Genomic DNA, 15,426 nt, shown 5'->3' with positions numbered 1-15,426 from the left:
AGGATCTCCCATGCACAACCCAGTGGCGAACATCGGGCGAAGAAACGTCAGCACCGGGAGTCAGGGCCGGAGTGCCCTGGCTCTCGTGTACATCATCCTTGCACTCGTTCTCTCCTCCTGCGGCGCCGGTACTCCGCTTCAGCGTGACATGGTGCAGGGGCGGGAAAATGATCCGCCGGTGCGGTTGTCGATCGTGTGCGTCATCCATGGTGATGGGAACTATCTCTACCATGACACCAGCGGGAACGGCCACATGGCAGACGAGGAAGCGCTCTCGGGCATGAAAGTGATCGCAGAGAGCAATCCGTCGGCGGAGGTCTGGATCTTTCACCAGAAGCAGGCGAGCACGGCGTGGCTCTTCTTCCCGGTGAGCGATGGTGAATTGTTCTATTACCGGGGCGGGCGTCTTGTCGTGCACGAGAACTACTGGCGTGACCAGGAGCGCTCTCACTTTGCCCCCGAAGGGGAACTGTTCCAGCGTTTCCAACGGGGACAGGGATCCGGGGCAACAACATTGTTCATGTATTTTGGCCATGGGATCCCGGAGTTTGGAGGGACGGGTTATGACGCGTCCTATCCGGACCGGCCATTCACGGTGCGTGATCTGGCGGAAGGCGTGCAGGGATTCACCCAGGGTAACGACAGGTACGATCTCATGATCCTGTCGACCTGTTACGGCGGGACCCCGTACACCATAGGGACTCTGGGGTCATCAGCGCGGTTCATTGTTGCCTCGCCTGACAATCTGCATCTGTCGTACTTCGCCCTGCACTCGTTGGAAGGGATGGACTCCACGTTGACGCGTGGGGATGTTCCGGCACTCGCAGGCCGATTTGCCCGACATGCGTTCGACAGGTTGACGACGGAAGTTCAAACAGCCGTGAGCGTGGTGGTGTACGATGTGGACAGTGTGCAGGAGTACGTACGGGCGGTGGGGAAGACGTATGATGCCGCTCTGGCGACGGCATCCCGAACGATGCAGGTGAGGGGACTCGCGCCTCGATATTGCGATTGTGCTGATGTCCCCGGGTATGTCCTCCCGGCCATGAACGAGGGGATCAATGTGTTCTACCGTCCCCCACGGTTCGGCCGGTCGAGCCAGAAAGAGGACCATTCGGGATGGGAATGTTTGTGGGAAATGGAGCGGCAGGCAGAGGGCATCCGGTTCTACGGGACGATCCACAAGTAGCAGGGTCGCTTCCTGAATTCTCTTGAGGTCGGGGCGACGGAAGCTCCCGACACCAGCAGGGATGGCTGGAAGTGTATTCCGTACCAGATACCGAAGTACGTGGTTCACAATAGAAGGATCACCACCATGTTCTATACACTTGCAGTCGTTCTCGTCGTCCTGTGGCTTCTCGGGATGGTCACCTCCTATACCATGGGAGGATTCGTTCATTTGTTGCTGGTCCTGGCGATCATTGCGATCCTGGTTCGGGTCATCAGCGGCAAGAGACTCGTGTAGCGTACCTGGAGGTACCGTGCACTGTCGAGGTGCCAGGAACGACCCGGGATGAAACACCAGAAGCTCAGGGGAGGGTTACCGGGCGCGGGTATCGGTTCATCCGCCCCGCAGGGACTCGAGCGAGTGCGGAGGAGGGGGTCAATGTGCTGCGCATCTTTCCTGAGAGAGGTTTGCTATGAGATTCCATCACAAAGGAACACTCGCCACGGTGCTCTGCTTCGCCACGATCATCGTGGGTTGTTCAGCGAGCAATGCGGTGAAGGGCGGAGCGATCGGCGTGGGCGGTGGGGCGGTGGTCGGCGGCCTGATCGGCAAAGCGGCAGGGAACACGGCGCTTGGTGCGATCATCGGCGCGGCTGTGGGTGGCACCGCGGGAGCGATCATCGGGAACAACATGGACAAGCGGGCAGAAGAACTGAGGCGGGACCTCGCCAATGCGACCGTTGAACGCGTCGGGGAAGGGATCAAGATCACATTCGACTCCGGCATCCTGTTCGTCACGAATTCGTCGGAACTTCAACCCGCGGCCAGAGCGAACATCGACAATCTCGCAAGGATCCTGAACAAGTACCCCGATACCAATATCCTGATCGAAGGTGCGACGGATAACGAAGGCACGACCCAGTACAATCAAGCGCTTTCGGAACGTCGTGCACAGGCGGTTGCCGACTATCACAAAGGCCAGGGCGTCCCGGGCTCGAGGATCTCCACTGTCGGGACAGGCGAACTGCATCCTGTGGCGTCGAATGACAATGCCGCAGGCCGCCAGCTCAACAGGCGTGTCGAAGTCGCCATCTTTGCGAATGAGAAAATGAAGGATGCCGCGGAGAACGGCACACTCCAGTAGAGATACCGGGGAAATGCAGTCATCGAAAAGGGAAAGCGGGAAATGCACATCCACGAACAGGCTCCCGTGATCCGCACAGAACCGCTTGATCAGGAGCTGCTCGGGAGGATCGACGCCTATTGGCGCGCCGCCAACTACCTTTCGGTCGGACAGATCTATCTTCTCGATAATCCGTTGCTGAAGGTGCCGCTGACGCTCGCCCACATCAAGCCCCGGCTGTTGGGGCACTGGGGGACGACACCGGGGTTGAACTTCATCTATGTGCATCTGAACCGGATCATCAAGGAGAGGGATCTCAACGTCATCAATATCACCGGCCCCGGCCATGGTGCGCCGGGGCTGGTCGCGAATGCGTACCTCGAGGGGACCTACAGCGAGGTGTACCCGGGAGTACCTCAAACGGAAGAGGGGATGAAGCGCCTCTTCAAGCAGTTCTCCTTCCCGGGCGGTATCCCGAGCCATGCAGCCCCCGAAACACCCGGCTCCATCCACGAGGGTGGTGAACTCGGCTATTCCCTGTCGCATGCCTACGGCGCGGTATTCGACACTCCCGGCCTCATCGCGGTGTGTGTCGTTGGCGATGGCGAGGCCGAGACCGGCCCGCTTGCCACCAGCTGGCATTCGAATAAGTTCCTCAATCCGGTGCTCGACGGCGCGGTCCTCCCCATTCTGCATTTAAACGGCTATAAGATCGCAGGCCCGACGGTCCTGGCCCGCCTTCCCCATGAAGAACTGGATGCACTCTTCCGCGGCTACGGATACACACCGTATGTTGTAGAAGGTTCTGATCCTGAGACCATGCACCAGCGCATGGCGTCCACCCTGAATGACGTTATCGCCGAGATCCAAGAGATCCAGCGCGATGCCCGTGCGCAGGGCTTCAGGAAACGTCCGCTCTGGCCGATGATCATTCTGCGTTCTCCGAAAGGCTGGACGGGACCTGCCACGGTGGACGGCCTGAAGACCGAAGGCACGTTCCGCTCACATCAGGTGCCGATGGGCAATATGTCCCATCCCGGGCATGTTCATGTCCTGGAACAATGGATGAAGAGTTATCGCCCCGGCGAGTTGTTCGACGCCGCAGGCGCACTGCGTGCTGATCTTGCGGCTCTCGCGCCAGCGGGCAACCAGCGTATGAGCGCAAATCCTCACGCGAACGGAGGCCTGCTCCTCCAGGAGCTGGATCTTCCGGACTTCCGGGAGTACGCCCTCCCCACCACACTGCCTGGTGCGGACGACGGCGAAGCAACCAGCGTGCAGGGGCGCTATCTCCGCGATGTTGTCCGTCGCAACCCGATGAACTTCCGTGTCTTCAGTCCGGATGAAACCTCTTCGAATCGCTGGGGGGCGATCTTTGAGGTCACGAACCGTTGCTCGACCGGGGAGATCATCCCCGGCGATGACCATGTGGCACCCGATGGACGGGTGATGGAGATGCTGAGTGAGCACCAATGCCAGGGGTGGCTCGAGGGCTATCTTCTGACCGGCCGGCACGGCTTCTTCTCATGCTACGAGGCCTTTGTCCATATCGTCGATTCCATGTTCAACCAGCACGCAAAGTGGCTGAAGGTGGCACGAGAGATCCCCTGGCGCCGCCCGATAGCTTCGCTCAACTATCTGCTGTCGTCCCATGTCTGGCGTCAGGATCACAATGGGTTCAGTCATCAGGATCCGGGATTCATCGATCTCGTCATGAACAAGAAGGCCGGGATCGTACGTGTCTACCTGCCGCCGGATGCGAACACGCTTCTCTCTGTCACCGACCACTGCCTCAGGAGCCATGATTACGTGAATGTGATCGTGGCAGGAAAGCAACCGGCCCCACAATGGCTGGCGATGGATGCCGCGGTTGAGCACTGCCGGACGGGGATCGGCATCTGGCGGTGGGCGAGCAATGACGGAGACGATGAGCCGGACGTGGTCATGGCCTGCGCGGGGGATGTTCCCACGCTTGAGGTTCTCGCTGCGGTCTCATTGCTCCGCGAACATCTGCCCGCGGTGAAGATCCGGGTGATCAATGTGGTTGACCTCATGAAGCTGCAGCCCCGGAGCGAACACCCGCATGGACTGAGTGATGTGGAGTTTGACGCGCTCTTCACCGCCAACAAGCCGATCATATTCGCCTATCATGGCTACCCGCTGTTGATCCATCGCCTGACCTATCGGCGGACGAACCACCGGAACCTTCATGTGCGGGGGTACAAGGAGGAAGGTACCACAACGACGCCGTTCGACATGACCGTGCTCAATGACCTGGACCGTTTCCATCTGGCCATGGATGTCATCGACCGTCTTCCGGCGACCGGTGAGGCGGGCGTGCGTGTCAGGAAGGGACTCAGCAACAAATTGTTGGAACACCGGCGATATATCATGCTGCACGGAGAAGACATGCCTGAGATCATGGGTTGGCGGTGGACGCCGCCACCCTCACGAGGGTCCGCGTGACCGGCATAGCTGATTTTCTCTCGTGGGTGGGGGTCACCCTCATTACGCTCGTCCCGATCATCAACCCCGTGAGCACTGCGGTACTCCTGCTGAGCATCAGTGCTCATCTGACCGCGGCGGAGCGCAACAGGCAGATCACATGGGCCTGTCTCTATATGACGGGCATCCTTGTGACGTTCCTCCTTGCCGGGCATCTCGTCATGGTGATCTTCGGCATCTCCATTCCCGGCATCCGCATCGCAGGCGGGCTCGTCATCGGTATTCTCGGATTCAGGATGCTGTTTCCTGATGAGGATCAGGTTCCTGTTGTGAACAAGGCGGACGCTGAGCAGAAGCGGGACATCGCGTTCAGTCCACTGGCCATGCCGAGCCTGGCCGGCCCGGGTGCGATCGCGACCGTGATCACCATGTCGTCGGCGATCAACGGCCGCCATGGGAATGATAAACCCTGGGCCTACGCCGGAGTCGTCATTGCCATCATTGTTGCCGCGCTTGTCTCATGGGCCGTTCTCCGGGGAGCGGGAGGTCTACGCCGCGTGCTTGGAATGAACGGAGTGAATAGTCTCTCGCGGATCATGGGATTCCTTCTTGTGTGTATTGGTGTTCAGTTCGTGATCAATGGGGTGCGGGACCTCGTGCTGGACGCGAGTTTCTGGAAATAGTGGAGATCGCACACACAGGTCATCAGGAAGCGGAGCGGCAATGAAAACTACATCGATATCGCCCGTCATCTGAAGATCTCTGCTTCCGCAGTACGCAGCTTTATCAGCAATATCCTCGATAAGATGGCCCTACGCAGTCACCCGCAATGCGGGGACGATCGGCGTGGCCCCCCCGGAGGTCGTCACCGAACGTCCATTTTCCCATGCCCCTGTTCATCCCCGACGGATGCCACCCTGGTGGTCACCGGGAGGCGTACCAGGAGGTCCCGGCAGGGATTAGCTACTCTTTCATCCTTCCAGTTGATTCATGGTTCCTCCAGGAACGGTATATTGTGCCAGCCCTCTGTGGACGGCGATGCACGTTCATGACGAGGCGTCATGCCGGGTATATCGGGGCTGCCCCTTCCATGAACAAAGGAGATCGTGCATGAGCACAGAACACGTGTTGCTTTTCCTCGTGATCGGCGTTTTCGTTGGATTCTTTGCCGGGAAGCTCGTCAAGGGTTCGGGGTTCGGGATCGTCGGGGATGTGATCCTCGGTGTCTTCGGGTCCTTTCTCGGCGTCTGGCTCTTCGGCCTTCTGGGTATTGGAAGTGGTGGGGTGCTCGGGCTGTTCCTGGCTGCGCTGGTCGGAGCGCTGCTCCTCCTGTATGTGATCCGGTCGTCGCGGCTCGCCTGACCCCGCAGTTGGAGCGGAGAGTCCGTTCCTGGTGCCGGCAATTCACACTCGTCTCAACGACTCAGGAACCCGTGATGTACTCAGGCATACTCGTTGGTTACTTCGGCGGGCAGGATGGAGCAGGCAAGGCCTTCCGCCATCTCCGCGGGAAAGGCTTCCGCGTCGCCGCGCATGCGAGCAAAGGTGCAGACGGAAGCCTGATCGTCGGGGATTCGCCCGGTTGGCGACTCTATGCCGGGGCGCTGACGGTGTTCGTTCTCTTCGGGGCGACCGCGCTCGCGGCATTGTTGGCGGGCGCATGGCCTCTGCAGCATTCGTGGAACACACTCCTGATCCCATCGGTCCTCTGCGGTGTGATCGGAGCTTCACTGTATCTGATGTGGCAACGCCGCACGGGTGCACGGATCGGTCCGTCCATCATTCGAGAGCACGCGCGATGGCTGGTCTCCGGCGAAAGTGTCCTGATCCTCCAGGTCCCATTCGCGAACATGCATGTCCCGGTGACACTTCTCACGGAATTCGGCGAGATCCCCCCCGCACTCTTCATCGAGTATCCTGATCGGGTCGGCGAGACCAAAGAGGCCGGGAGAACGGTGAGATCTCTGAGATCTCTGAGCGGGACCCAGCTTCAAGAACATGCCCGACGCCTGTCTGTCACCCACCGGTTGGCTCCCGGCGCACGCCACGATCCCGCGCTGCTCAAGCGTATCGAACAGGATCGCCTCCGGCTTCACGAAGCATGCCTCGATCTTGACGTGGCCAACACGCTGGAACAGAGCGTTTCGCCCGTGGCCGAATGGCTGCTCGACAATGAGTATGTCATCGAAGGCACCGCCCGGAACATCGTGCTCAACATGCCACGACGGTTCTACCGTCAGCTGCCCGTGTTGACCGGTGAACCCGGGGAGGAACAGCCGCGGGTGTCTGCGCTCGCGAAGGAACTTGTCCAGCATTCCGATCTGCGTGTGGACAGGGACAGCATCCTGGCATTCCTTACCGCCTATCAGCGTGATCTCCCGTTGACCATCGGTGAACTGTGGGCCGTCCCCCAGATGCTCCGGATCGCGCTGATCGAAGGCATTCAACAGATCGCGGCGCGGACCCGGACGGAATTGCGCGAGCGCAGCGTTGCCAATCTGTGGGCGAACAGGCTCATCGTGGTGAGCCGGCGCGACCCCCAGCGCATCTTCTCGATCCTGGCGGAAATGACCTCGACACACCCGGACCCGAGTCCGTACTTCGCGTCGCAGTTGGTCGATTATCTCTATGATGAAGAGTCCGCGCTGGCACCCGTGCAGAGTTGGCTTGAGCGCACATGCCAGAGATCCTTGAACGATCTCAGTGCCGTCGCCAAGGCCCGGCAGACCAGCGATCAGGTCTCCGTCGGAAATGCATTTTCCAGTTTGCGGCGGCTTGACCTCCTCGACTGGAATGTGTGCTTTGAAGAGTTGAGCCGGGTGGAGTGGTTGCTTCGCCAGGACCCGGCCGGGGTGTATGCCTGCACGGATTTCACCACACGTGATCGCTGCCGGAGAGCCGTCGAAGATCTCCGTCGGGGATCCGGGCTTGCCGAAGATCATATCGCCGGTCGCGCCCTTGATCTTGCCACAACACTGTTTCATAGCGCCGGCAACGATGTGCACGCGGGCCACGTGGCAACATTTCTCATCGGAGATCGGAGAGGCGAACTGGCGGCATTGATCGGGGGTCGTGAGTCTCCGGGATTCAGGATGCTGCAGTGGACGTACCGGCACCACGCACTCTTGTATTCGCTTGCGCTCGGTATCTTCACTCTTCTCAGTATACTGGTCCCGCTGCAATTGGGCTTGTCCGGCGCACACCCCGCCGTGCGGCTTCTGATCACAGTCCTTCTGATCGTCCCGGGAAGTCAACTGGCGCTCGAGGTGGTGAATTTCCTCGTCATGCGGCTGTTGCCTCCACGCATCTTGCCGAAGATGGACTACAGGGTGTCGGGTATCCCCGACGCGTGCCGGACGCTTGTGGTGGTGCCCGTGATCCTGACGACGCCGGATGCGGTGTCCGAAGAAGCGGAAAAACTGGAGATCCGGTACCTTGCGAACAAAGAGGATAACCTGCTCTTTGGACTCTTCACGGACCTTCCTGATGCACCGAACGCGCACCAGGAGGGGGACGACGTATTGGTCCGGAAGGCGAAGGCAATGATCCGGGAATTGAACGCCCGGTATGGAGGCAAGCGCTTTCTCCTCTTCCACCGTGACCGTACATGGAATGACTCCGAACAACAGTATATCGGCTGGGAACGGAAACGCGGCAAGCTGGAAGAGCTGAATGGTCTGATCAATGGCACCCGGCAACGCGGGGCACCGCGTCTGCTCCATGTCGGCGATCATGGCCAGTTGGTGAACATACGATACATCATCACCCTGGACAGCGATACGCAGCTGCCGAATGGCACCGCGCGCCGGATGATCGAAACACTGTCGCATCCGCTGAACCAGGTCCGCTTCGACAAGAGTGGCCATGTGATCGATGGGTATACGATCATCCAGCCACGTGTGAGCGCATCGCTGCCCAGCATGAGCGGGTCGCCTTTCAGTCGCTTGTTCTCCAATCCGGTCGGGATCGACCCGTATACGAGTGCGGTCTCGGATGTGCATCAGGACCTCGCCGGGGAGGGCTCCTATCATGGCAAGGGGATCTACGATGTCCGGGCCTTTCACCGGATCCTCGCGAACAGATTCCCTGAATCAAGGATACTCAGCCATGACCTCATCGAGGGAGTGCACGTGCGGGTGGGTCTGGCGAGCGATATCGAACTGTTTGACGAGTTCCCGCAGGACTATCAGAGCTACATCAAGCGCCATCACCGGTGGGTGAGGGGCGATTGGCAGATCGCGGAATGGATCCTTCCCTTTGTGCCGGGGCGCGGTGGTCAGAGGATCCCGAACGCGCTCTCCCATTTTGCGCGCGGGAAGATCTTTGACAATCTCCGCCGGAGTCTTCTCCCGGTCGCCAGTACGGTGCTCCTCGTCGCATCATGGTCGATCTCGTTGCAGGCCGGTGTGATCGCCTCCTGTGTGGTCGGTGCCCAGCTGCTGCTCCACTCGATGTCGCAGCCTCTCGCCTGGGCCACCACATCCCCCGGTGCCACGCGACTCTCTCTGAGGAAATTCGCCCATGATCTCCTCCGCGTGGGTGTGGAAGCTGCCCTCCTGCCATATCAAGGCTGGCAGGCCCTGGATGCGATCGTGCGCGCGCTCCATCGTCGGTTCGTTTCCCACCGAAAACTTCTGGAATGGACCCCGGCGCGGGCCATGGAAGGGCATGCACGATCACGCCTCCCCGCGTTCCTTCGCTCGATGGGCCTTGCAAGCCTCTGCAGTCTTCTTGGTGCGGTGTTCGTCTACGTCTCCTCAAGCCCGGCCATGGGGATCGCACTCCCGTGGCTCGTTCTCTGGGTCCTCTCACCCGGCATCGGGTGGCTTTTGAACCGGAGGCCGACAGTGCGGCTTCCGGAGACACTCCTGAAGGAAGCAGACAAGCTCTTCTTACGAAACGTTGCCTGCCGGACCTGGCGGTATTTCGCCGAGTTCGTGAATGAGCGTACATCATGGCTGCCTCCCGACAACTACCAGGTCGCCTATCAGGATCAGCTTGCGATGCGCACCAGTCCGACCAACATCGGACTCTGGATGGTCAGTGCGCTCGGAGCCCACCAATTCGGCTATATCAGTATCGACGATGTCATTCGCCGACTCTCGGCGACCATGAAGACGATCGCCGGGCTGGAAAGACACGAAGGGCATCTGTTGAACTGGTACGACATCCAGACGCTTGTTCCCTTGAAGCCGCGGTATGTCTCAACGGTGGACAGTGGCAATCTCCTCGGTGCGCTCGTGGCTCTGGACCAGGGACTCGGATCGATGATACGCACGGAGCTGCTCGACGACAGAGCGTGTGCCGGGCTTTACGATGCAGGTGAAGCTCTGCGCCAGGCCATCGTGGCGGATCGATCCCCCGCCGTCGACGTGGAGGCCGTGCGATCCATGCTGGGCACCTGGGGTGCTCCCCCGGACCGCATCGTGGATCTGATCGCCACGCTCCGTGGCATGCAGCGCGTGGTGGAAGATCTGTACGTGGCCGATAGTGCCTGTGGACAGGAAGCAGGACATGTTCCCCTCCGAACCCGGCCACTCCACGAACTCCTTGGCTCATGGATCGCCATCATTGACCGGTACCTTGGCTGGATCGAGATCATGGGGGAGAGGCCTGCAGAAGTTGTTGCCCGGGGAGACCCAGAGGCCATCTCGGCCCTTACCCACGCCCTCAGCCGTGCGCCGTCGCTCCACGACCTTGCCCGGGGCGAGCTTGCCTGGATCGAATCGCTGCAACGGATCCGTGCTCATGCATCAGCGGAAGACACGGCACTGCTCGAATGGATCGATCGTGTGTTCGCCTCCTTTGATACAGCGAAATGGTTCGCCGGTGAGATGGTCGCGTCCGGCGAACGACTGCGCGAGGATGTGCGTGGGCTGTCCGCATCCATGAATATGAGATTCCTGTACGACAACGGCCGGCGTCTTTTTTCGATCGGGTACAATGTTACCGAGGGCCGCCTGGATCACGCGTACTACGACTTGCTTGCCAGTGAAGCGCGTCTCGGTAGTTTCATTGCGATCGCGCGAGGTGACGTCCCGGCAGAGCACTGGTTCGCCATGGGCCGGCCGTACGGGGCTCTCGAGCGCCGGCAGGTATTGCTCAGTTGGACCGGCACCATGTTTGAATACCTGATGCCCCTGCTCTTTCAGCGCACATATCCTCGCTCGCTCCTGGATCGTGCCACGCGGGAAGCGGTGGTGGCACAGATGTCCTACGGAAAAGCACACCACGCGCCCTGGGGGATGTCGGAATCCGCTTCCGGGGACCTGGACATCAACAAGACCTATCAATACAACGCCTTCGGAGTGCCGTCGCTGGGGCTGAAGCGGGGATTGACGGAAGAGGTGGTCGTGGCACCCTACGCGACTCTTCTTGCGTTGAGCATCGTTCCTCGCGAGGGGGTCGCCAATTTACGGCGGCTCACCACACTCGGGATGCTTGGCCCCTACGGGTTCTTCGAAGCCATGGATTTCAGCAAACAGACGGAGCGTGAAGGGCAACGTGGCGTGATCGTGCAGGCGTATATGGCCCATCATCAGGGGATGGGTTTTCTGGCGTTGGTGAATCTTCTTCAGGGGGATCTCCTCCAGGGGTACTTCCACGACGATATGCGTGTCCGTACCGTCGAACCGCTGTTGCAGGAACGCACTCCCCATATTCCGCCTTCGAACCAGATCTCCATGCGCGCCCGGGTCTCTTCCGTAGCGGCCCTGGGGGAAGTTGCACCCTCCGTGAGCCAATTCGCGACGGCACACACTGCCACCCCGCGGACGCAGTTGCTTTCGAACGGCCGATTGGCATTGATGATCACGAATGCGGGAGGCGGCTACATTCGCTGGAACGACATTGATATCACACGATGGATGTCGGACCGGACCCGGGATCCATGGGGGGTGTTCTGTTACATCCATGATGTCGACGCGGGCCGGCTGTGGTGCACCACCTATCAACCGGTCGGCGGGAAACCGGACGGGTTCTCGGCGGATTTCTCTCTTGACCGCGCAGTGTTCCACCGCGTCGACCATGGCATCGAGAGCGAAACGGAGATCATCGTGGTGCCTGACGATGACGTGGAGATACGGCGGATCACGCTGATCAATCGGTCGCTGCGGTCACGTCAACTCGACCTGACAAGCTATTATGAACTCGCTCTCGCTCCACACAAGTCCGACCGCCAGCATCCGGCGTTCAACAAGCTTTTCATCCAGACGGAAGCCGTACCCGGTGAGCGCGCGATACTTGCTTCCCGGCGACTGCGGCAGGAGAATGAAACGCCGATCCATATCGGACATCGGTTCACCGGGGGAAAACCCGACAGCGGAGAGATCCGGTATGAGACTGACCGGACCCGATTCATCGGACGTGGGCGGACCCTTGCGGCACCCATGGGAGCCGTTCAGGAGCCGGGGAACAGCCAGGGAGTTGCTCTGGATCCCATCCTGAGTCTTCGGGAGAGTGTGATCGTGGATCCCGGTGAGCGCGTCCAACTCTCGATGATCGTTGCCTGCGGCCCGAGCCGGGAGTACGTCCTGAGGATGATGAACAAGTATGGCGATGAGACCGTCATTGCACGAGCAATGGACCTGGCGTGGGGTGCGGCCCAGCTTGAGCTGCGCCTCATGCGGATACAACCCGATGATGCGCGCCGCTTCCAGCAACTGGGAAGTCACATGCTCTTTCCCAATCTTCTCCTCCGCTCACCGGCAGAACGCATCGCCGAGAACCGCAAGGGACAGGCCGGCCTGTGGGCGTACGGGATCTCGGGAGATCTGCCCATCGCGCTCGTCGCCATCGATGAGAAACAGGATCTTGGCCTGGTGCGCCAGATGCTCCAGGCCCATGCGTACTGGCGCATGCACGGACTCACGACCGATCTTGTGATCCTGAATGAGGAGTCGCCGGGCTATGAACGTCCCTTGCATGAGCAGCTCGAGCGATCGGTCCATGCGGACGCGGGCATTGCCGGGATCGACCGGCCGGGCGGCGTTTTCCTGCGCAGTGCGGAATCGATCCCGGCGGATGATCAGACGCTCTTGCGGGCCGTTGCCGCTGTGGTCATGGTTGCCGCACGTGGAAACCTCTCGCAGCAGCTCGGTGTGCCGCCGGAATCTCCCGACCTTCCCGCGCCGCTTGTGGCACGGCGGGAATACCGCGATCCCTCCGCTGCCTTGCCATTCATGGAACTCCCGTACTTCAACAGCATCGGCGGGTTCACCCCGGATGGCCGCGAATACGCCATCTATCTCGGGCCTGGCATGCATACGCCGATGCCATGGGTCAATGTCATGGCAAACCCCGGATTCGGAACGCTCGTCAGTGAGACCGGTTCCGGGTTCACGTGGCAAGGGAACAGTCAGAGCAACAGGCTGACGCAATGGTCGAACGATCCGGTAACAGACCCGGCGAGCGAAGCCATCTATGTGCGTGATGAAGAGACGGGCGCCTACTGGACACCCTGCGCGCGGCCGATCCGGGAACCGGGCGCGTACCGTGCGAGGCACGGTGCGGGATATTCAGTCTTTGAGCACAACAGTCACGGCATCGAACAGGAACTGACGGTCTTTGTCCCTGTGGATGACGACGGCGGAGAGCCGGTGAAGTTACAGAGGCTGGTGTTACGCAATGATTCTGCGCGGACACGCCGGCTCTCGGTGACGTACTATGTGGAGTGGACCCTTGGCGATTTCCGGGAGTCCTCGCAGATGCATGTGGTAACCGGGTGGGACGGTGAAGCCAACGCGATCCTCGCCTACAACCACTACCATCCGGATTCTGCGGATCAGGTGGCATTTGCGGCGATCAGCCTGGGTGCAGATTCCTACTCCGCAGATCGGACCCACTTTCTCGGGCGCAATCGCTCGGTGGAGAATCCCGCAGCGATGGAGCGTGTCGGGTTGTCGCGCCGGACCGGGGCAGGCCTCGATCCGTGTGCTGCGGTGCAGGCCATGATCCGCCTCCTCCCGGGCGAACAGATCGAACTGACCTGTATGGTGGGTCAGGTTCCTACGGTGCTCAAGGCCAGAGAGCTGGTCCATAGATATCGGGACAACAGATCGGTGGAAGCAGCGCTGGCCGTTACACGAGCGTGGTGGGATGAGCGGTTGGGAGCGATCAGCACCCGGACGCCGGAGCCCGCGATGGATCTGCTCGTGAACCGCTGGCTGTTGTATCAAACCCTCGTATGCCGCCTCTGGGGCCGGTCCGGCTTCTATCAATCGGGTGGAGCCTACGGGTTCCGCGATCAGTTGCAGGATGTGATGGCACTGCTCTACACCTCGCCCGGAGAGACACGGAAGCATATCCTTCGGGCAGCAAGCCGTCAGTTCGCTGAGGGAGATGTGCAGCACTGGTGGCATCCACAGAACGGAGCCGGGATCCGTTCGCGGATCTCCGATGACCTCCTCTGGCTTCCCGCTGTGGTGGCACACTACGTCAGGATCACCGGGGATGTGTCCATCCTTCATGAATCCGTGCCATTCCTGCAAGCGCCTGCACTCGAGCGGTCCCAACACGAAAGCCTCCAGGTGCCGGCGGTCTCTCCGTTGCGCACGTCGCTCTTCGATCATTGCCAGCGGGCTATCGCACGTGGCCAAACGGCCGGCGAACACGGCCTGCCGTTGATCGGAACGGGGGATTGGAATGATGGCATGAACAGGGTCGGTGCCGGAGGCAAGGGAGAGAGTGTGTGGCTGGCATGGTTCCTTGCGGACGTGTTGAAAGGAATGGCCGAATTGTCGGGCCACCTGGGCCTGGAAGAGGCACGCGGCAAATATTCGAGCGACCGTGCGGCATTGATCGCCGCAGTGGAAGCCTTCGCCTGGGACGGGCAGTGGTACATCCGGGCGACCTCCGACGATGGAACACCGATCGGTGCTTCAGCATGTGTCGAGGCGCGCATCGATTCCCTCCCGCAATCATGGGCCTGGATCAGCGGTGCCGCTGATGGCGATCGGGCAAAGACAGCGTTGAGTTCCGCGTGGGAGCACCTCGTCAGGGAGGATGAGGGGCTGATCCTTCTGTTCGACCCACCCTTCAACCAAACGGTCCCTTCGCCCGGGTATATTCAAGGATACCCGCCTGGGGTGCGTGAGAATGGGGGACAGTACACGCATGCGGCGCTCTGGTTGGTGCTGGCGATGGCGCGGAGCGGTGATGGCACGCGCGCAGGAAGGATGATGCGCATGCTCAATCCTGTCGAACATACGCGTGACCCTGGATCGGTCTGGCGCTACGGCACGGAGCCGTACGTCATCGCTGCAGATGTCTACCGGCTACCGGGAAGGACCGGACAGGGGGGTTGGTCATGGTATACAGGATCAGCGGGACTGATGTACCGGGTCTGGGTCGAAGATATCCTCGGTCTACGCGTGCGGGGGGAAACGATGGAGATCGTTCCCGTGATCCCCGAGTGGTGGGATGGGTTCACGTTGACCTACCGGCACGGCGATGCGATCTACGAGATACACGTTGAGAATCCATACCATTGCGAACGAGGGGTCACACGTGTCGTGATGGATGGACGTCCGATGAGGGACGGTATCATTCCGCTTGTCCGTGACCTCGTCAAACACCGGATCGTCGTACGCATGGAAAAATCGAATGTGCCGGATGCGTCCTCCTCCACATCAGTGGATGGTGGATATGCAGCCGGCACAGTGTCGTGATATCAGCGATGTTGCGAGATCGG

7 protein-coding genes are annotated in these 15,426 nt (G+C 60.5%); all 7 read left to right on the top strand.

Annotated elements, in window-relative coordinates; translation table 11 throughout:
* Nucleotides 1-10: 10 nt before the first annotated feature.
* On the top strand, nucleotides 11-1,189 hold the full coding sequence (locus IPI01_20210) for a hypothetical protein (protein ID MBK7260079.1): 1,179 nt from the start codon (nucleotides 11-13) through the stop codon (nucleotides 1,187-1,189).
* Nucleotides 1,190-1,315: 126 nt separating this feature from the next.
* Entirely contained in the window at nucleotides 1,316-1,465 is a 150-nt protein-coding gene (locus IPI01_20205) for a lmo0937 family membrane protein (GenBank protein ID MBK7260078.1), read from the top strand.
* A 175-nt stretch (nucleotides 1,466-1,640) separates the two neighbouring features.
* Nucleotides 1,641-2,312, top strand: coding sequence for an OmpA family protein (locus tag IPI01_20200; GenBank protein ID MBK7260077.1), 672 nt, complete (start codon nucleotides 1,641-1,643; stop codon nucleotides 2,310-2,312).
* A gap of 42 nt (nucleotides 2,313-2,354) precedes the next feature.
* Nucleotides 2,355-4,757, top strand: coding sequence for a phosphoketolase family protein (locus tag IPI01_20195; GenBank protein MBK7260076.1), 2,403 nt, complete (start codon nucleotides 2,355-2,357; stop codon nucleotides 4,755-4,757).
* Nucleotides 4,754-5,419 carry a MarC family NAAT transporter gene (locus IPI01_20190; protein MBK7260075.1) on the top strand — a complete coding sequence of 222 codons (666 nt, stop codon included), beginning with the start codon at nucleotides 4,754-4,756 and terminating at the stop codon, nucleotides 5,417-5,419. The genes IPI01_20195 and IPI01_20190 overlap by 4 nt, the downstream gene beginning before the upstream one ends.
* Before the next feature lie 427 nt (nucleotides 5,420-5,846).
* Nucleotides 5,847-6,098 (top strand): GlsB/YeaQ/YmgE family stress response membrane protein, encoded by a 252-nt coding sequence (locus IPI01_20185; GenBank protein MBK7260074.1) that lies wholly within the window; start codon nucleotides 5,847-5,849, stop codon nucleotides 6,096-6,098.
* Between the two features lie 74 nt (nucleotides 6,099-6,172).
* The gene (locus IPI01_20180; GenBank protein MBK7260073.1) at nucleotides 6,173-15,403 is read left to right on the top strand and encodes a glycosyl transferase; all 9,231 of its coding nucleotides are present in this window, start codon (nucleotides 6,173-6,175) and stop codon (nucleotides 15,401-15,403) included.
* The last annotated feature ends 23 nt before the right edge of the window (nucleotides 15,404-15,426 follow it).

The sequence above is a fragment of the Ignavibacteriota bacterium genome, from assembly GCA_016707525.1.
Lineage (GTDB): Bacteria > Bacteroidota > Ignavibacteria > UBA10030 > UBA6906 > JAGDMK01.
Note: the sequence above shows the minus strand (reverse complement) of the source record. Positions and strands in the feature narration are given on the sequence as shown.